This window comes from Epilithonimonas zeae (genome assembly GCF_900141765.1).
GTDB classification, from domain to species: Bacteria; Bacteroidota; Bacteroidia; order Flavobacteriales; family Weeksellaceae; genus Epilithonimonas; species Epilithonimonas zeae.
The window spans coordinates 850,247-868,862 of the sequence record NZ_FSRK01000002.1; the positions used below are offsets into that span (position 1 = coordinate 850,247).

Annotated in this window: 17 protein-coding genes and 1 other RNA gene; 11 read left to right on the top strand and 7 right to left on the bottom strand. The window is 34.6% G+C overall.

Features of this window, described 5'->3' with window-relative positions:
* Positions 1–34: 34 nt before the first annotated feature.
* The 5 genes from deoD to BUR19_RS15710 all read right to left on the bottom strand — a co-directional run bounded on the left by deoD (position 35) and on the right by BUR19_RS15710 (position 3,935).
* Positions 35–742, bottom strand: coding sequence for a purine-nucleoside phosphorylase (gene deoD / locus BUR19_RS15690; protein WP_074236370.1), 708 nt, complete (start codon positions 740–742; stop codon positions 35–37).
* Positions 743–832: 90 nt separating this feature from the next.
* Positions 833–1,537: a LytR/AlgR family response regulator transcription factor gene (locus BUR19_RS15695; RefSeq protein WP_074236371.1), complete on the bottom strand. Its 705-nt coding sequence runs from the start codon at positions 1,535–1,537 to the stop codon at positions 833–835.
* Between the two features lie 2 nt (positions 1,538–1,539).
* Positions 1,540–2,574 (bottom strand): sensor histidine kinase, encoded by a 1,035-nt coding sequence (locus BUR19_RS15700; protein WP_074236372.1) that lies wholly within the window; start codon positions 2,572–2,574, stop codon positions 1,540–1,542.
* A 67-nt stretch (positions 2,575–2,641) separates the two neighbouring features.
* Positions 2,642–2,965: a DUF4907 domain-containing protein gene (locus BUR19_RS15705; protein WP_175565921.1), complete on the bottom strand. Its 324-nt coding sequence runs from the start codon at positions 2,963–2,965 to the stop codon at positions 2,642–2,644.
* Positions 2,955–3,935 (bottom strand): Kelch repeat-containing protein, encoded by a 981-nt coding sequence (locus tag BUR19_RS15710; RefSeq protein WP_074236374.1) that lies wholly within the window; start codon positions 3,933–3,935, stop codon positions 2,955–2,957. Before BUR19_RS15710 ends, BUR19_RS15705 begins: the two co-directional genes overlap by 11 nt.
* Positions 3,936–4,158: 223 nt before the next feature.
* On the opposite strand from BUR19_RS15710, the gene BUR19_RS15715 reads away from it, so the two are divergent.
* The 5 genes from BUR19_RS15715 (at position 4,159) to BUR19_RS19000 (ending at position 10,145) form a co-directional block, all read left to right on the top strand.
* Positions 4,159–5,502, top strand: a complete 1,344-nt coding sequence (locus BUR19_RS15715; protein ID WP_074236375.1) for a DUF4270 family protein — start codon at positions 4,159–4,161, stop codon at positions 5,500–5,502.
* An 11-nt stretch (positions 5,503–5,513) separates the two neighbouring features.
* Positions 5,514–6,743, top strand: a complete 1,230-nt coding sequence (locus tag BUR19_RS15720) for an OmpP1/FadL family transporter (RefSeq protein WP_074236376.1) — start codon at positions 5,514–5,516, stop codon at positions 6,741–6,743.
* A 424-nt stretch (positions 6,744–7,167) separates the two neighbouring features.
* Entirely contained in the window at positions 7,168–8,079 is a 912-nt protein-coding gene (locus BUR19_RS18745) for a helix-turn-helix domain-containing protein (protein WP_083600796.1), read from the top strand.
* Between the two features lie 690 nt (positions 8,080–8,769).
* Positions 8,770–9,960 (top strand): T9SS type A sorting domain-containing protein, encoded by a 1,191-nt coding sequence (locus BUR19_RS15730; RefSeq protein WP_074236377.1) that lies wholly within the window; start codon positions 8,770–8,772, stop codon positions 9,958–9,960.
* Positions 9,961–9,971: 11 nt separating this feature from the next.
* On the top strand, positions 9,972–10,145 hold the full coding sequence (locus BUR19_RS19000; protein ID WP_175565922.1) for a hypothetical protein: 174 nt from the start codon (positions 9,972–9,974) through the stop codon (positions 10,143–10,145).
* Between the two features lie 327 nt (positions 10,146–10,472).
* Here BUR19_RS19000 and ssrA read toward each other — a convergent pair.
* Positions 10,473–10,872, bottom strand: a transfer-messenger RNA (tmRNA) gene (gene ssrA, locus BUR19_RS15735).
* 555 nt (positions 10,873–11,427) lie between these two features.
* On the opposite strand from ssrA, the gene BUR19_RS15740 reads away from it, so the two are divergent.
* The 5 genes from BUR19_RS15740 to BUR19_RS15760 all read left to right on the top strand — a co-directional run bounded on the left by BUR19_RS15740 (position 11,428) and on the right by BUR19_RS15760 (position 16,876).
* Positions 11,428–12,264, top strand: a complete 837-nt coding sequence (locus tag BUR19_RS15740; protein WP_074236378.1) for a peptidase associated/transthyretin-like domain-containing protein — start codon at positions 11,428–11,430, stop codon at positions 12,262–12,264.
* A 379-nt stretch (positions 12,265–12,643) separates the two neighbouring features.
* Positions 12,644–13,618 (top strand): ribonucleotide-diphosphate reductase subunit beta, encoded by a 975-nt coding sequence (locus tag BUR19_RS15745; protein ID WP_074236379.1) that lies wholly within the window; start codon positions 12,644–12,646, stop codon positions 13,616–13,618.
* 311 nt (positions 13,619–13,929) lie between these two features.
* Positions 13,930–14,190, top strand: a complete 261-nt coding sequence (locus tag BUR19_RS15750; protein ID WP_245799090.1) for a hypothetical protein — start codon at positions 13,930–13,932, stop codon at positions 14,188–14,190.
* Positions 14,191–14,200: 10 nt separating this feature from the next.
* Positions 14,201–15,883: a ribonucleoside-diphosphate reductase subunit alpha gene (locus BUR19_RS15755; RefSeq protein ID WP_262494438.1), complete on the top strand. Its 1,683-nt coding sequence runs from the start codon at positions 14,201–14,203 to the stop codon at positions 15,881–15,883.
* A gap of 105 nt (positions 15,884–15,988) precedes the next feature.
* A complete protein-coding gene (locus tag BUR19_RS15760; protein WP_074236382.1) occupies positions 15,989–16,876 on the top strand; it encodes a DUF72 domain-containing protein in 888 nt (295 codons plus the stop codon).
* Between the two features lie 71 nt (positions 16,877–16,947).
* On the opposite strand, the gene BUR19_RS15765 is transcribed toward BUR19_RS15760, so the two are convergent.
* Positions 16,948–17,244: a hypothetical protein gene (locus tag BUR19_RS15765; RefSeq protein ID WP_074236383.1), complete on the bottom strand. Its 297-nt coding sequence runs from the start codon at positions 17,242–17,244 to the stop codon at positions 16,948–16,950.
* A gap of 77 nt (positions 17,245–17,321) precedes the next feature.
* Between BUR19_RS15765 and glyA the strand changes: the two genes are divergently transcribed.
* Positions 17,322–18,590: a serine hydroxymethyltransferase gene (glyA, locus tag BUR19_RS15770; RefSeq protein ID WP_074236384.1), complete on the top strand. Its 1,269-nt coding sequence runs from the start codon at positions 17,322–17,324 to the stop codon at positions 18,588–18,590.
* Positions 18,591–18,616 lie beyond the last annotated feature (26 nt).

The window sequence follows — 18,616 nt, forward strand, 5'->3', positions numbered from 1 at the left end:
TTCAGAAGCTTTTTTATTTCTAATATGAAATTGATTAATATTTAATAGCCGTTTCAAGAGATAATTCCATCATTGTTCTCAATGCTTTTTCTCTTTGGTCAGCAGAGATTTGCTCATGTGTTGGGATGATGTCAGAAACAGTTAAAATCGTTGCTGCATTTTTGCCAAGATGTTTTGCGTTAGCAAAAAGCGCAAAAGCTTCCATTTCTACTGCAGGACAATTGTGTCTCACTGCAATTTCCGGAACAGCAGGATCTTCTCTGTAGAAGATATCGCTGGAGTGGATGTTTGTTGCTTTCGCTTCAAGACCTAATTCTTTTGCCGTTTCATTGATTTTATCAAAAGCACTTCCTTGGTTAGAAATGGCATCTTCTTCTATTCCCCAAGCAAATTTGGCATAAGTACTTTCACTTGCTGCATTTTCTACATTCAGGATGTCGAATAACTTCAAATCTGTGGAATAAGCACCACAAGTTCCGATTCTGATAATAGTTTCAACCTCATATTCTGTAAATAATTCGAAAGAATATATCCCGATACTTGGGAATCCCATTCCGCTTGCGCCAACAGTAATTTCTTTACCTTTATAATTTCCTGTGTAGAAATAGATATTTCTTGTTTGACTTACCAGTTTGGCGTCGGTCAAAAAGTTATCAGCAATATATTTTGCTCTAAGTGGATCGCCGGGCATCAAAACCGTCTTTGCGATTTCTCCTTTTTTAGCACTAATGTGAACACTCATTTTTATGAATTTTTTTAAGACCGTGAATATAAAATTTATAATCCGATTACTGAAATTGATTCTGAAATAAAATTCACAAGCTTGATTAATTTATTTATATCTTTCAATAATTCCTGACAGATAGGTTTTGTACTTTTCACTCACCGGGATTCTTTCGTTGCCAATAGTTAAGCTGTTTTTGCCCACACTTTGCAAATGTTGAAGTGAAATAATATGCGAATTATGGACTCGGATGAAATTATCAAAATTCATCTTTTCCATGATTGATTTCATTGTTTGATGTACAATCAGTTTTCTGTTATGAGTATAAATCACAATGTAATCTTTCAGCGCATTGATTCTCATAATTTCATCCAGATTCAGTTTCACATCTTCATTATTGGATCTTACGAAGATGAAAGATTCTTTCAAAGCATTACTCGTTTCCTGCAGGATTCTTTTGTTATTATAAAGATTAAAACACTTGTAAGTCGCCTTCAGAAATCTCTCGAAAGAAAAAGGCTTCAGAAGATAATCAATCACATCCATCTCAAAACCTTGGATGGCGCAATTGTCATAAGCCGTTGTAATAATCACATTTGGGAGTTTGTTAAAGCTTTTCAGAAATTCTAGTCCGGAAATGTTCGGAAGATTGATATCCAAAAAAATCAAATCAACAGTGTTATTTTGCAACACATTGATGGTTTCTTGGATGTCGTAACAATTCGCTACAAGATTCAGAAAAGGGATTCTGGAGATATATTCCTCAATCACGTGATGAGCCAATTCTTCATCATCTACTATTATACAATTCATATTTAATTTAATTGAAGTTTTAAACTGATTTTGTACTCGGAGCCATTATCATCAATATCCAATTGATATTTTTCAGGATAAAGCAAATCGAGTTTCATTTTTGTATTCTTGATACCAAGCTGATTATTATCTGTTCTGTCACTCGGTTTGTTCTCGTAGAAATTTTTGACATTGAAGTCCAAAATGTGATCTTTCAAATAAACTTTGATATCAACAGGACCTTTTCCAAAATCTGCATATTTGAAAGCATTTTCTATGAAAGTCAGAAGCAATAAAGGTTCAATTTTATAAGCCTCGAAGTTGCCATAGAATTGCCAATTGATATTATTGAATTTGTTAAACCGAATCGACTGAATTTCGATGTATTTTTTGATATTGATGATTTCGTCATTCAGATTATTTTTCTGCCCGTTTTTATCATTCAGAACATAACGCATAATATCAGATAAAACCAAAATCACTCTCGGAGTATCCTTGGATTGCGTAATTGATAGAGAATAAATACTGTTCAACGCATTGAAGAAAAAATGAGGATTGATTTGTTCTCTCAGGATCTTCAGTTCGCTGGATTGTCTTTCAAATTCCAAAGCTTTTATCATTTTCTGATTTTCCATCCATTTGTCAACAAAGAATAATAATGTGCTGAAAATGATTGAAAACAATCCGATTTTGAAAAAGATGTCGTGGAGATTCAGTCTTTTATGCATCATTCTTTCCGGTCTTGGGAAACCTTTTGGCGGAAAAGGCGGACGATGCATTGGTGGAAAAAATAAAATAGTCAATCCAATGTATATCACAAAAAACAAAATCACGATGATAAAAATGGTCTTTGGTTCTTGTTTGATAATATAAGGCAATGACCAATAATAATTGAGATAAAATAAAAAAATGGCTGCCACAAAAATCTGCAGATTGATTAGAAACAGAAAATTCCCAAAGACAGAATAATCCATTATCAATTTGAAAACGATAAGAATTATCCAGATAATCCAATGATAGATGTAGGTCGTTTGTAAGCGTTTCAGAAACGTTTTCATAACAAGTATTTAAATTCTTTTTTTAACCGCAAAATTCCTCCAATATCAGAATTGAAGGAATTATTGCTTAGTGAAATTTTTGGATTTCGTATTCAATCTTCATTGAGTCCAGTTCATCTACCGAAATCCGAGGAATGGATGAGTTTTCTATTTTTTGTACCACAAGACTGGCGGTTTTCATAGCCTGTAAGCTGTCTTTGAAAACCTGTTCGCCAGCTATTGCCGGTATATAAGGCTGATCTATAAAGGTTTTCTTGTTTTTGATGATTTGATAACCATAACCTGCCTTTTGTTGAGTGATTTTGATGTCAATTGGATTGCTTTTTTTCTGACATGTTATTAAACATATTCCGGAAAAAAGCATCGATTTCCACAAAGTTTTAGTCATCATCGTTTTGTGTTTCGTTTGGATGTAGAACCCAGATATCATCAAAGTAAGAAGAGCCGCTGTTGCCTGTCAAAACATAACCATAAGTTCCGAATGAGAATGCACAAGCACTTTCTCTGGAAGAACCTTCGAAGGCTGATCTTTCTGTCCAATCGTCTGTAGAAGGATTATATTCCCAAGTGGAGCTGGTAACACCACTTACAGAACCTGTGGAAACATAGCCCAATCCGTTAGCTGAAAAAGCTGCAGTAGAAGCTCTGTTTTGAGTGTCATCATCGTTGCTCGTGTCTGCTTTTCTAGTCCAGGTTTCTGCCGATGGATCAAATGCCCAGAAATCTGCAACAAGACTGTTGTTATTGGTTCCGAATCCTACGTAAGCAATCCCGTTAATAACGAAAGCTGCCCCGTCTCTTCTTTTAGATCCTCCTAAACTTACAATGCTGCTCCAGCTGGATGTTGCCTCGTCATATTTATAAAAATCTTTCAACTCACTTCCATCGTATCCTGTTCCTACAAAACCTTTACTTCCTACTCCAAAAGCTAAAGCTGCGTATCGACCAGTTCCAGGAAAATCTGCAATCTGCGCCCAAGAATTAGAAGAAGGATCGTATTTGTAAAAATCACTTAACTTGTTGAGACCATCGTATCCTGTCCCTACATAGCCATAAGAAGTGGTTGCGAAACCAACTGCAGAACTTCTTTTCACACCAGGGAAATCTGCTTTCTGAGTCCAGGAATTAGCATCCGGATTGTAGCTCCACAGATCATTATAATAATATTCGCCATCGTAACCTCCGGTTAAATATCCTTTGCCATTTACCACAAACGCAGAAGCATTGGAACGTGGTTTACCGTCTAAATCTGAAACCCTTACCCAATTTCCTACCAACTCATCATCATCATCATTTTTGCAACTTGATAATAAAAATATCCCTGCAAGAGCAAGGATTAAAACCGAAAGTCTTTTGTCCATTCTTATTTTTTGATGCAAATGAATTTCATTCTCAGGATATTTGAAAATTTTTTAGACGAACGTGCATTTTTTATCGTTAAACTCATTTATTGTTTCGATGCTTTTTGAATTTTAATTTAAAATCAAATTGGTCTATATAAAATCACGACTTGTCGAAAACTAACAGTGAAAGGAAGAAAAAATTTTAGCCCTAGCTTGCACGCCCGTATGTTTACAGAAAAAAATGTACAAATATGTCTTGTTGTGTGTTACAATTCTCCTTCTCTATTCCTGTGAAAGAGAAAGTAACACTTATGAAGTAGGAAACTCCTTGGTGTCTGCCCAGTCCAAAGTAGTTATGATAGATACGCTCACGCTGAAAATGTCAACTATAATGAAGGATTCTGTGATTACATCAGGGAAAAGCGCAATGTTGGTGGGGAATATCAAAGATAATACATTTGGAAAAGTAACGTCTGCTTCTCTTTTTGAACTCACGCCGTCCAGTTATTCTTTGGCGACAACGACCAATGTTGTTTTTGATTCTATAGTAATGTATCTAACGAATAATGATTTCTATTATGGAGATACGCTCAAAACCTTCAAGATGGATGTTCATCCGTTGGAGAATAGAATCAAACTTAATAATGGTTATCTTTATAATAACAGTTATTTCAAATATTCCTCTACTTCAATAGGAAGTGCAGAATTTCTTCCAAGACCTAATACAGACAGTAGTTTTGTTAAGATCAGGTTGGATCAATCTTACGGTCTTGGAATCTTTAATCTATTAAAAAGTAAGGATGCAAGCAGCCAGGAATATTTTCTTAATTTTTATAAAGGTTTAGCATTGGTTCCGTCTTCTGATAATAATGCAATGCTGCGTTTTGGGATTAATTCTTCTTATCAGGTTCAGATTAGTAAAACAACTAAAGAAAAAGTATCAAATACAGTCAGACTATATTATCATACAGCTTCAGTTAACGGAACAGAAGAAGTAAAATATACATTAGATATCAATCCGAGTACATCTTATTCCTACAACAAAATCCAAAGTGATTTTTCAGGTTCAGAATTGGCTAATCTAAGTCCTATAAATCCCATCGAAGCTAAAAATCTGGGAAATAAAACTTATCTGATGGCAGGAATTGGTGTTTATACTAAAGTTGAGATTCCTTATCTGAAAAGTCTGAAAAGCCTTTATAACAATTATAAAATTATCAGTGCCAATCTTGCTTTGAGTCCTGTTGCTGGATATTATTCTAAAAATTTTTATAACCCGAGCCCACTTTATTATTACCTCGGAGATAAAAAGAATAATATAGCTTCCACTTTTTTACAAACTGATGGAACTACAGAAATTCAAGTTAGCCTATCCGATGAAAGTGAGTTTCAAAATGATTATGGTTATAGTTTGGATATGCTCAGTTATGTCAATAATATCCTGTCAGAAACTTCAGATTCCAATTATAATGTTCTGATTTATCCATCTTCTTATCTGGATGTCCTCTCTGGTAAAGTCGTGTTTGGAAGCCAAAAGAACAATACCAATCCGGCAAAACTTAAACTTTATATGTTAGGTTATTAATTCAGAATTTTATGAATCAGAATATTAAAATATTGATGTTTCTTGCAATTATTGTTATGCAAAAAGCATTGGCACAAGAATCTTCTCCCTATTCTTATTTCGGCATTGGAACGATGAATAATGTAGATAATGCAAGGAATATTGCTTTAGGAAATACGGGTATTGCTTTAGAATCACCAGATTATATTAATTCAAAAAATCCGGCATCTATTACAACAATAGGGATGCAGAATGTGATTTTTGATGTCAGCGGTTTACTGAAAAGTAATACGATTTCCAGTAATCAAGGAAAAGACAGAAGAATTAACGGAAATTTTACCAATCTTGGTTTGGCTATGAGGATTAGCAATAGATTTTCTGTAGGAGCAGGTGTCCAGCCATCTACTTCTACAGAATATAAATTTGTTTCTACAATCCCAGTAGAAGGAACTTCTGGTACTTATCCCATTACTTATGAAGGAAGTGGCGGAATTACCAATCTCGGTGTTACTTTAGGTTATAAGATTGATAACAACTGGAGTATTGGAGGGAAAGCGAAGAATAATTTTGGAACTATTATCCGCAAAGAAATCATTACTACCAATTCTGAACTCGAAATTAGTCGGAATATAAGATATACTGGCTTTAGTTATGGTTTGGGAACTCAATTCAATAAATATTTTCAAAAAGAAAGACTTCAGTTGACTTTGGGAGCTATCATTAATTTCAAAAGTAATTTAAATGCAAAAGGAGAAGCTGTTTATACAGAAAACAGAGATTATAACAATAGTATCACAACAAAGTTAACTTCAAAAGATTCTACACTTCCTCTAGAAATGGGAGTTGGAGTAAGTATTTTGAAAAACGACAGATATAGATTCAGTTTTGATTTTACGCAGAGCAATTGGAATGAAGTTAAAAACACAGTTACAAACGAAAAATACTACAGGCAGCAAGTCTATGGTTTAGGTTTTGAGCTTCTTCCGCAAAGAAAAAACAGTCAGATTCTTTCAGAGAATTTAATTTATCGAGTTGGACTCAATTACGACACAGGGTATTTTAAAGTTAATAACCGTGAAATCAATAAAATGGAAGCAATGGTTGGATTAGGAATTCCGATGAACAAAATCATTTTGAATGTAGGATATGGCTATGGCAAACGAGGCATTTTTACTAATGCAGCCATAAAAGAGAATTATCATAGTTTAAATCTTAGTATAGATTTTCTAGACAAATGGTTTGCGAAAAGATATATTAATTAAGACAAGATATATCCATTTAAAAACAAAAACTCCATTGTAATCAATGGAGTTTTTGTTTGCCAATAGTGCTTTAATCTTTTAGACCTGTTTTTTTAAAGATAAAAACAGCACAGACAATTTGAAAATTAATTTATCAATACAATATCTTCTTCTGAAATACAACATTGATGTGGAATGAATGCCGCAAAAGAGTACTTATTTTGGCTTGTTTTTTATGAACTCAAAAATGTTATTTTACAAATTAAGAATATTGTAAATCAGAATTTTATTGAATTTTAGTGTAGAATTATATCAGAAAAAATTCTATACTTTTTTCGCATAAGGAAATTCATAATTATATTTTTGAGAGACAAATCAGTGCTAACACGGCATAATAAAAATATAATTAAAGAAATTATCTATGAGTCTGCGACCTCTCTTTCCTATGAAATATAATGTTTTTTCTTGGGCAAGACAGCCTCACCAACCAAAATTAGGACTCAAATTTTCCCTCTTTTTCTTCTTCGTTTTTCTTTCATTTTTTACAACCAAAGCCCAAAGTATAAGTCCAGAAAATAGAGATTGCATTAAGTTAATATGTAAGACTTTTTCTATCATTAATTATAAAAGTGAATTGGGTAGTGAAGCTTTGAAGGAACTCACAAATATTTCAAAATTTGATCATAATAGCAGTATAAAAAAAGTAACTGTCCAAATTCCGACTCAGCAGATTATAAAAGATAATGACACGAACTCAAAAAAGACAATCACAAAATTAGTTTACACTGCAATAGGGATTCTTGCGTTGGGGGCAATTTTATTTTTTATTTATCGTAAAAGGAACAATTCTTTATTACATACAAAATACAAAGGTCTTTTAGATAAAATTCAGATTCAACAAAAAACTGAAATTCCAGATCTATCAGACGTTCAGGATGAAAATATTCCAAAAGAACAATCCAGTAATATTGCAGATGAGACTTTTAATGCAATTTTAAAAAAGATAATCAAGTTTGAAAATTCTGATAAATATCTAAAGAAAGATATCAACCTAACTTGGCTTTCCAACCATTTGAATACAAATACCAAATATTTATCAGAAGTTATAAAAGTCCATCGAAATAAAAGCTTCAATAACTATATCAATGGGCTTAGAATAGAGTATATCACCAGACAATTGTACGAAAATCCAGTTTACAGAGAATATAAAATCACTTATCTCGCCGAAGAATGCGGCTATGCGTCGCCGCAGGTTTTTGTGATTGCGTTTAAAAGGGAAACGGGCGTTACGCCATCTTATTTTATAGAGCAATTGAAAGATCAGTCAAACGAAAATTATCAGGAATCGATATCATAAAAAAACACTCTTCGTTGGAAGATTGTTTTTTTTGTGGAGTTGGAGGAATATGAACTATATTTCAGTGGCGATTTTCCCAGAATGCGAATTGAAATTATTGGTCAATTTCAGTAGGTTTTCAATCTTGATAAACAGTGTTCGTAGTTCTATTTAGCATAAACTTTTTAAGGTTATAAAAGAATTTCAGTAGCTTACTTTCTAAAATTTTTACAAGCAAAAATATTATGCCTGATGCGTAAAGGCTTTTTTTTTAAATATTGTGATGCTGACAAATGTTTTCCTGACTTCTCAAATGATGGTTTCACGATAATAGGTCAAATTCAATTTATATCAGCTAAGAATTATATTAAGTTCATCATTCTCCAAATGTATGTATGTATGTATGTATGTATGTATGTATGTATGTATGTATGTATGTATGTATGTTAGAGAACATATTAATTTTATATCTTTTTTGAAATCGAGGGAAAAAAAATTAAAGATTATTTGGGCCAATTCTTAAACAATAAATTGGAGGTAACTGGCGTGGAGAAAGAAATGTTTTATCGTATTACCTTGTGATAATATAATGTTCATAAAACATTATTTATGTTAAATTAACATTAATAGTTTGTAATAATTCAAGTATTATATAAGAAAATTGAATTTATCAAAATTCTTTATTAACTTTAACACAAATAATTAACCAATATGAAAACTTTTTTAACAGCATTTTTACTGTGGACATTCCATTTTAATTGTACAGCTCAATGGGTAGAACTGAATGTGGGTAACGTGAGTGCAACGTTTACGGATGTTTATGCCATAACACCAGATATTGTGGTGGTTGTAGGCTCCAATGGAACTATTCTCAAAACGACGGACGGTGGCACAACGTGGCAACAGAAAACCTCTGGGACTAACCGATATTTACAAAAGATTCGTTTCTCTAATTCCAATATAGGATATATCATTGGCGACCAGGGGACTCTCTTAAAAACAACAGATGGAGGCGAAAGCTGGACTTCTATTAACACAGGTTACTCAGAGTATTTTGCATCCCTATCTCCTGTAGGTGATAATGTGGTATATATCGCTTATGAAGAACATCTACTGAAAAGTGAAGATGGTGGAATAACTTGGCAAAATTATCCTTTGGATTTTTATATTGGTGACATACAGTTTTTAACACCAGAAATTGGTTACTCATCAAAAAGTAACGGGGGAATGTTAAAATCTGAAAATGGTGGTGAAACTTGGCATGATACAGCAGGTTCATCTTCTTTTCATTTTATTAATAATACGACAGGATTTTGCTATTTGGAAGGCTTAAAAAAAACGAACAATGGGGGGGATAACTTTATACAGCTAGGTTATGGAAGTAAAAGCCTTAAAAAAATCTTAGCTATTAATGATAATGCAGTTTGGGGTATTCTTTGGCCAACAATGAACGGAATAGGTGAAGGTATAGTAAAAATGAGTTACAACCCTGAAAATGGATATACCGAATCTTATGAATATGATAGTGAAACACAAAGGAAGTTATCCTTTTATTTCAGTAATGAAAAGTTAGGTTATGCAGTAGGTTATAAAAATGATAAAGGTGCTATCTGGAAAAACACTACAGGAGAAATTATGACAACTAATGAGACTGCAATTAAAAATTTAATAAGCATCTATCCAAATCCTACTTCTAATGAGGTTAATATTGATTTGAGCAAGTTATCAACTGATAATGTGGAAGTTTCTATTGTTGATGTTACCGGCGGGTTAATGTATTTAAAATCAAATATGTCAGACAAAAAAATTAAAATAAATACTTCAAACTTCGTTAAAGGACTTTATGTACTTACAATTAAAACAAAACATCAAAAATTCTCTCAGAAGTTAATTATTAGATAAAATGAACTACCATGAAAAAACTCTACACCGTTCTTCTACTGTTGATCGCAATAGAAGTGTATACACAAGTCTCATATTCATATGTAACACAGTCTTCTGGTTTCCAAATCGTAACCGAAGGTTCTTACAAAGTAGTTAAAAATGAGCAAAGGGACGGCTTTACTACACAAGTGGGAGCGCCTTAATCATTACAATTTAAAAAAAGCCTTGAAAATCAAATCTAAAGGCTTTTTTTACACATACGAAAAAATATATAAGATTCATTTCGATGGTTTATAGTTAGATTTCAATAAGTGTGTAGATTGCTTAATAAATTATGCTCGGCGGTTTCAAAGGAAAAATGTAAAAGGAAACAAAGCATCCATTACGAGACAAAACTGTCGTTTTATGGTGAAGAAAATAAATTTTTGCCTGAATCTTTTCCAAGGAGAGAAAAATGTTAAATCTATACTAGCGCCTAAAATGGCGCCTTGAAATAAAAAACCCTATAAATCAGTTGATTACAGGGTTTTTGGTGGAGTTGGAGGGATTCGAACCCTCGTCCAAACAAGCAATACGCAAGCTTTCTACATGCTTATTTTGCTATTAGTTTTCGAGCTTAAGCAGAGAGCAAACACCCAACTTAAACCTTAGCTTCTAAAATTTTCGAGTCTTGACCGAAGCTTCCAAGACCTTATTTCCGCATTCCTATATCCCAGAATCCAACGTCGCAGAATAGAACATTGGTGAGACATCTTGCTTCCTTACTATCTTCGGGAAACGCTTGAATCTACTAAACTTCGATTATTAAGCTGCAAGAGCGAACTCTTCGTTGCCAGTTAAAATTTTGTAGCAAGGGATTTAAGAGATCGCGCTACGGTTCTCTGCATGCTTACTTACCCATTGGTCTTGCTGTCGAAACCAGTCAACCCCTTTTTTTAAGATAAGACAACAAATTTACACAAAAAAAACAGGCAAACAAAATTGCTCATCATTTATCAGCTATCATTCATAATTATTTGGGCGTATCCCTCGCCAAGGCTGTCCATCCGCTCGGGTCGGGCTGTTCGTTACAATCTTTTTTGCGCCACCATTTGTCAGGCTGAGGCTCTCGAGCCTAAGCAAAAAAGGATTTCCACTACCATCCCTTACGCGCTGCACAAAAAACAAAAACTTGTCAACAACTAGAATCTGCCTTCAATACAAGTTAACTCAGAAAGAAATCTGCAAAATCATATAAATCTGCGAGAAATTTCAAAACCTTTCCTAGGCGAAGCGTCTTTGCGACCTTAAAAATATATTCCATGCAGATAAAAAATCTGTGCGCACTTTGCGTTCAAAAAAAATCCAAATTAATTTAACAAAATCCAAAACCCCAAATTCTAAAAAAATCACAAAACAGGTTAAAGTCGGTTAAACTATTAGTTAAGAAACCACACTTCACAATACAGAAGTTCATTAAGATTAATTTTGCACAAACTTCCGGCTATGAAAATAAAGTTATTCTCGCTTCTTATTCTTCTTTTTTCAATCAAGATATTTTCCCAATCAGATTATATTCTCGGAAATATCTCCAATGAAAGCGGCGACAAATTACCTTTCGCAAGTATTTATAACCTTCGCACAGATCAAGTTGTAGCTTCAGACAAAATGGGAAACTTTGCCATCGCAGCAAAACCTACCGATGAACTCAGGATTGTAAGACAAGGTTACGAAAGAAAAGTAGTAACATTAACATCAGAAAGTTTTTCAAAAAGTCTTGAAGTTCGGCTTGTAACAATTCCTATAGAAATAGAAGAAGTAACTCTGGCATTCAAACCAACCGGAATTCTCAAAAAAGACATTGCAAGACTCAATCCTCCGGCAAAAGTCACCATACTTAATATGGCAATGAATAACTATATGCGAACGCCAATGAACGAAGTTCCCCCAACAGCCAAAATACCATCGGCTTTTGCACCGAGAAATCCAGGCGAAGGACAAATGAATTTATTTTCCATCGGTTCTGGAGGTGGCGGACTTTTAGGCGCAGTTGCTGGCTTGGTGACCAAAAAAGGAGAATCATCCAGAACAACCGCCAACTATGCCGAAAAACAGGAGTTTTACAAACGTGTGAAGGCTGCGATAGATTTAGAATATTATACAAAGTACGGTTTAGACGAATATGATTTCGATATCTTCCTCGCTTATGCCGATGAACAAAAAGGGCTTTCCAAAAATTATAGAAACAATTTTAACAAAGCTGCAATAGAATTTAGTCTCAAAGAGGTTTTCGCAGAGTATCTCAAGACTCATAATTTTTCCAAGAAAGTTTCCGAAGGTTAATATTTTTAACCTTTTTTCGATTTGTTAATATAGAACTCAAAACGTACTTTTGTTTTGTTTAGTTGTAAGTTGTTTATTTTAAATAAATAAATGTAGTGCTGTTTAATTTAATTTAAACGAATTCATAGTTTTTGAGAGTTGTATTTTCTCGCAAATTCCCTATTCATAGCTCTTTTAACATAATGTGGAAAACTTTTAAGGATGATTGTCAGTTTTTTGTCTTTTTTCCGCCTTTCGCTATTTTATTTTTAGACTTCAATCTCTACTTTTGTGTTACCGCTTTTGGAAAAAAATGTAATTCCGTTATGTGCTAAAAAATAACAGATTACGCCTTTTTCTAATTCACAAAATAAATTTAATAATTGATAAACTGCTGATAATGGGAATTTTTGATAAGAGAGTAAGCTATAAACCTTTTGAGTATCCGGAAGTTCTACAATTTGTAGAAGCCATCAACAAATCTTTCTGGGTGCACTCAGAAGTAGATTTTACAGCAGATGTTCAGGATTTTCATTCTCAGTTGGAACCTCACGAAAAAAATGCAGTTAAGAACGCTTTGTTGGCAATTGCGCAAATCGAAGTAAACGTAAAAACGTTTTGGGGAAATCTTTATCAGCATCTTCCAAAGCCGGAATTGAACGGTTTGGGCGCAACTTTCGCAGAGTGTGAATTCCGTCATTCCGAGGCTTATTCTAGATTATTGGAAGTTTTGGGATATAACGATGAGTTCTTGGACGTTGTTAAGGTACCAGCAGTAAAAAACCGAATAGAATATCTTGGAAAAGCGCTTCAACATGCTAATTCCAACGATCCGAAAGCTTATATGTCGGCTCTGTTGTTGTTCAGTATTTTGGTGGAAAACGTTTCACTTTTCAGTCAGTTTGCGATTATTTTGTCGTTCACGAGGTTTAAAGGTTATATGAAAAACGTTTCCAACATTATCGCTTGGACGTCTGTAGATGAGCAAATCCACGCCAACGGAGGAATTTATTTGATTAATAAAATCCGTGAAGAACAGCCAGACCTTTTGACAGAAAGCGATATCGAAGCGATTTATGACTTGGTAGATGAATCAATTGAAATGGAAGGTCACATTTTGGATTGGATTTTCGAACAAGGCGAATTGGACAAATTCTCGAAAAAGAACCTTCTTGATTTTATGAAATACAGAGTAGATGACTCTTTGAAGAAAATCGGGATGAAGACAAGATACAACGTAACGCCGGAGGATTACAAACCGATGATTTGGTTTGAAGAGGAAGTTTTTGCCAACTCTATGGACGATTTCTTCGCAAAACGTCCGGTAGATTATACAAAACACGATAAGAGTATTACAGCGAACGATCTGTTCTAAACTAATTTGGGCGCCTTTATCCGCCTTCCGCTCCCGCTTTTTTCTTTAAAAAAGAAAAAGAGCTCCGCTCAAGTCGGGGCGCAACATTGGTAAAGAAAACAATTTTTGTCATCCATTAGAAAATCTAGCTTTCTAAAATGACAACAGAACGAAGGTCAAAGTGAGCAATCATTTTAAATTAATAAAAAGAAAATTTTAAGAAATATTTTATTGATTCTTGGAGTTTTCTTTTTTATGCGATAAAGCCAAATATTAGTCTGAGTCGCTTTGGTTTTATTTAAATATTAGTCATCAACTAAATTTAAATAAATATGAACTCAGAGATTATTTCAGAAATTGAACACATTCAGTCAGAGGATTTCCATTTAGGAGAATACATTTATATGGGAATGGGTTTGACGAAAGGACATAGGGTATGTATGGCCGTAGCCTACAAAATTGATTATTGCATCAAAAAAGCAAAGCAGTTTGAAGAGATGAATGAAGAAGTGACCTTCACTCATATCAACAAAGTAAAAGTAGGAGAATTGGAACAGAGCAAGAAAATACTTCTGACTAATTCAGTAAATTAAAAAAAAGAAAATTAGCAAGCAAAATAATAAAGTTATGATGGACGAAAATATAGATATCTGGTGGCTCAACGAAGAGTCTGAGCAAATGCTTAACAGAGGTTACCTTTTGAAAGGGGAAACTGTGGAAGGCGCAATCGACAGAATTACAACTGCAGCAGCAAAACGTCTTTACAAACCGGAATTGCAACCGGCTTTCAAAGAGATGATCGTAAAAGGCTGGATCAGTTTTTCTTCTCCGGTTTGGGCCAATATGGGAACACAGCGTGGTTTGCCGATATCTTGCTTCAATGTTCATATTCCGGATAATATCGAAGGAATTACTCACAAATTGGGTGAGGTCATTATGCAGACGAAAATTGGAGGCGGAACTTCAGGGTATTTCGGAGAGCTGAGAAACAGAGGAACAGCGGTTACGGATAACGGAAAATCTTCCGGAGCGGTTTCTTTTATGAAATTGTACGATACAGCAATGGACGTAGTTTCTCAAGGTGGTGTGAGAAGAGGTGCTTTCGCAGCTTACCTTGACATCGACCATGGAGATATCGAAGAGTTTTTGAGTATCAAAGATATCGGAAGTCCAATCCAAAACTTGTTTACGGGAGTTTGCGTTCCGGATTACTGGATGCAGGATATGATTGATGGTGATGTTGATAAGAGGAAAATTTGGGCAAGAGTTTTGGAAAGCCGCCAACAAAAAGGACTTCCTTACATTTTCTTTACAGATAATGTGAATAGAAATAAGCCCCAAGTTTATAAAGATGCAGGATTGATGGTGAATGCAAGTAATCTTTGTTCAGAGATTATGTTGCCTTCAACGGCTAACGAATCTTTCATTTGCTGTCTATCTTCAATGAACCTTGAATTGTATGATGAGTGGAAAGATACCAATGCGGTAAAATTGGCAATCTATTTCCTAGACGCTGTTTTATCAGAATTCATTGAGAAAACAGAAGGGAATTATTATTTGACTTCTGCTAGAAACTTTGCAATGCGTCACAGAGCACTTGGTTTGGGAGTTTTAGGATACCATTCTTACCTTCAGAAAAATATGATTCCGTTTGAGAGTTTCCAAGCGACTCAGTTCAATGCAAGAGCATTCCGTCATATCAAAGAACAGGCTGAAATTGCTTCCAAAGAATTGGCAAACATCTACGGAGAACCGGATATGCTGAAAGGTTACGGGCTAAGAAACACAACAACGATGGCAATTGCACCAACGACATCAAGTTCTGCAATCTTAGGTCAAACTTCTCCTGGGATTGAGCCTTTCGCTTCTAACTATTACAAAGCAGGTTTGGCAAAAGGAAACTTTATGCGTAAGAACAAATATTTGGCAAAATTGTTAGACGAAAAAGGTCTTGATAACGAAGAAACATGGAGAACTATTATGTTGAATCACGGTTCTGTTCAGCATCTTGAAGGTTTGACAGATGATGAGAAAGCAGTATTCAAAACGTTCAGAGAAATTTCTCCAATGGAGATTGTTTCTCAGGCTGCTCAAAGACAACAATACATTGACCAAGCTCAGTCTCTTAACTTGCAGATTCCTTCTACAATGCCAGTTAAAGATGTTAATTACGTAATGATAGAAGCTTGGAAAAAAGGCGTGAAAACTTTGTATTATCAAAGAAGTTCTTCGGTTTCCAAAGAATTGATGGTCAACTTTGTGACTTGTTCTGCTTGTGAAGCATAAGAAAGAAGTAAATAGATAAAATTAACCGCAGATTTTTCTGCGGTTTTTTGTTAACTTTAAACCTCGATTCTAATATCTAGTTTCTAACCTCTAATTTCTTACAAAATGAAATTCGGACAAGTTGCTGACCCGTCACAGATAGACTTTACTTTGCCAAAAGACCATCCTCAAACAAAATTCATTCTCAATCAGAATAAGAAAGATTTAGATAATATATCCATCGGTTGTGCAAAATGGAACAAAACCGACCTCAAAGGTTTTTATCCAAAAGGAACAAAAGATGAGTTAACATATTATGCAACACAATTTAATTCGATTGAATTGAATGCGACTTTCTACGGAATGCCAACAGCAGAGCAAGTTCAAACCTGGAAAGAAAAAACGCCGAAAGATTTCAAATTTTTTCCGAAGATTACCAACACCGTTTCGCATTTCCGAAGATTATTGAATGTTACCGATGTCGTAACGCAATTTGCTTCAGCTGTTCTTAATTTCGATGAAAAAGTAGGAATGGTTTTTCTTCAGCTTCACGATAATTTCAAACCTAAAGATTATGAACGTTTAGAAAAATTCGTACAGGATTGGCCAAAAGAAGTTCCATTGGCAATTGAATTGAGAAATACGGAATGGTTCACAGATGAAGAAGTATTCAACACTATTTGTGAGTTATTTGAAATGAATAACATTACGAATATTATTGTGGATACAGCCGGAAGAAGGGATATGCTGCATATGCGACTGACAACGCCAAATGCTTTTATCCGATATGTTGGAGCCAATGCAGACAGCGATTATGCAAGACTGGAAGATTGGTTGAAAAGATTAACGCAATGGAAAAAAGAAGGTTTGCAGAATCTTTATTTTTTCGTTCATCAGAATATTGAAAAAGCATCGCCGTTATTATCGTCACATTTGATAAAAAAAATGAATGAAGAATGGGGAACTGAAATTCATATTCCCACATTGGCGGATAGTCAGCCCACATTGTTTTAAAAATTAAAATTCCCTTCTAATCACGAAGGGAATTTAATTATCAGTTTGAGGCTCTCAAAGACGATACTAAATTAAGCCAAAAACTTCAGCTCTTTATCTTTAAAATTGTTGTTTTCAACCAGCTTGTGCATTGCTTTCATTGTTTTCTTGCGGATTTTGGCAAGGATGCGGACGTTTTTATCATCGCTGTAATCGAAAATGTCGTCCTCGAAAGAAAATACATCCCCTTTTTTGAACTTGATATTATTCTCTTTCATTTCCTTAAGAAGCATTAGGTTGGTCATTACCCTCAGCGAAGCACTTTCTGCAGCTTCCAGATGTTTCAGCGATTTTAAGAGTTCTTTTTTATATTTTTTCTTTGATTTCATTTTGAATAATGTTAATCAATGAAAGTTATAAAAAATTATCGAGAATTTCTTACTTTTGGGAAAAATAAATCTAAGAAATGCAAGACCCGATTTTCGAACTAATTGAAAAAGAAAGACAAAGACAAACACACGGTATTGAATTAATTGCTTCGGAAAATTTTGTTTCCGAAAACGTAATGAAGGCAATGGGAAGTGTGCTGACCAACAAATATGCAGAAGGTTATCCTGGACGTAGGTACTATGGAGGGTGCGAAGTGGTAGATGAGGTAGAACAATTGGCAATCGACAGAGCTAAAGAATTGTTTGGAGTAGATTATGTAAATGTTCAGCCACATTCTGGTTCTCAGGCTAATGCTGCAATTTATCTTTCAATTCTTAAGCCTGGTGACAAAGTAATGGGAATGGATTTGTCTATGGGTGGCCATTTAACGCACGGTTCTGCGGTTAATTTCTCAGGAATCCAATACCAAGTTTGTTCTTACGGTGTTCAGAAAGAAACAGGTCTGATTGATTATGACCAAATGAGAGAAGTGGCTTTAAGAGAAAAACCAAAAATGCTGATTGCGGGATTCTCTGCTTATTCCAGAGATTTGGACTATGCTAAGTTTAGAGAAGTTGCTGATGAAATTGGAGCGACACTTTGGGCTGATATTGCACATCCGGCAGGGTTGGTTGCAAAAGGTCTTTTAAATAATCCATTCGAACATTGCCACGTTGTAACGACTACGACTCACAAAACATTAAGAGGTCCAAGGGGTGGAATGATTATGATGGGGAAAGATTTCGAAAATACTTATGGACACAAAACACCGAAAGGAGAAACTAAATTGATGAGTGCTGTTTTAGATGGTGCTGTTTTCCCAGGAATCCAAGGTGGTCCTTTGGAACACGTAATTGGCGCTAAGGCTGTTGCGTTTGCAGAAGCGATTGATTCAAAATTTGAAACTTATGCAAAACAAGTAAAAGCGAACGCTCAGGCATTGGCAAAATCGATGATAGATTTAGGCTTCGAAATCGTAAGTGGCGGAACAGATAATCATTTGATGTTAATTGATTTGAGAAACAAAAACGTTAACGGTAAAGAAACTGAAAAAGCGCTTGTGAAAGCCGATATCACTTGTAACAAAAATATGGTTCCTTTTGATGACAAATCACCTTTCACAACTTCAGGAATTCGTCTTGGAACTGCAGCAATTACGACGAGAGGTCTTAAAGAAAATGATATGCAGACTATTGCGGGCTTGATTTCTGAAGTGGTTGATGATATCAAAAATGAAAATGCTTTGGAAGCGGTTAAGAAAAAAGTCAATCAATTAATGGAAGGAAAAGAGCTTTTCAACTATTAATACAAGATATAATTATTGATAAGAGA

Bases quoted from the DNA above. Each gene is read 5' to 3' on its own strand.
- deoD (WP_074236370.1), bottom strand. From the start codon at position 742: ATGAGTGTTCACATTAGTGCTAAAAAAGGAGAAATCGCAAAGACGGTT.
- BUR19_RS15695 (WP_074236371.1), bottom strand. From the start codon at position 1,537: ATGAATTGTATAATAGTAGATGATGAAGAATTGGCTCATCACGTGATT.
- BUR19_RS15700 (WP_074236372.1), bottom strand. From the start codon at position 2,574: ATGAAAACGTTTCTGAAACGCTTACAAACGACCTACATCTATCATTGG.
- BUR19_RS15705 (WP_175565921.1), bottom strand. From the start codon at position 2,965: ATGATGACTAAAACTTTGTGGAAATCGATGCTTTTTTCCGGAATATGT.
- BUR19_RS15710 (WP_074236374.1), bottom strand. From the start codon at position 3,935: ATGGACAAAAGACTTTCGGTTTTAATCCTTGCTCTTGCAGGGATATTT.
- BUR19_RS15715 (WP_074236375.1), top strand. From the start codon at position 4,159: ATGTACAAATATGTCTTGTTGTGTGTTACAATTCTCCTTCTCTATTCC.
- BUR19_RS15720 (WP_074236376.1), top strand. From the start codon at position 5,514: ATGAATCAGAATATTAAAATATTGATGTTTCTTGCAATTATTGTTATG.
- BUR19_RS18745 (WP_083600796.1), top strand. From the start codon at position 7,168: ATGAAATATAATGTTTTTTCTTGGGCAAGACAGCCTCACCAACCAAAA.
- BUR19_RS15730 (WP_074236377.1), top strand. From the start codon at position 8,770: ATGAAAACTTTTTTAACAGCATTTTTACTGTGGACATTCCATTTTAAT.
- BUR19_RS19000 (WP_175565922.1), top strand. From the start codon at position 9,972: ATGAAAAAACTCTACACCGTTCTTCTACTGTTGATCGCAATAGAAGTG.
- BUR19_RS15740 (WP_074236378.1), top strand. From the start codon at position 11,428: ATGAAAATAAAGTTATTCTCGCTTCTTATTCTTCTTTTTTCAATCAAG.
- BUR19_RS15745 (WP_074236379.1), top strand. From the start codon at position 12,644: ATGGGAATTTTTGATAAGAGAGTAAGCTATAAACCTTTTGAGTATCCG.
- BUR19_RS15750 (WP_245799090.1), top strand. From the start codon at position 13,930: ATGAACTCAGAGATTATTTCAGAAATTGAACACATTCAGTCAGAGGAT.
- BUR19_RS15760 (WP_074236382.1), top strand. From the start codon at position 15,989: ATGAAATTCGGACAAGTTGCTGACCCGTCACAGATAGACTTTACTTTG.
- BUR19_RS15765 (WP_074236383.1), bottom strand. From the start codon at position 17,244: ATGAAATCAAAGAAAAAATATAAAAAAGAACTCTTAAAATCGCTGAAA.
- glyA (WP_074236384.1), top strand. From the start codon at position 17,322: ATGCAAGACCCGATTTTCGAACTAATTGAAAAAGAAAGACAAAGACAA.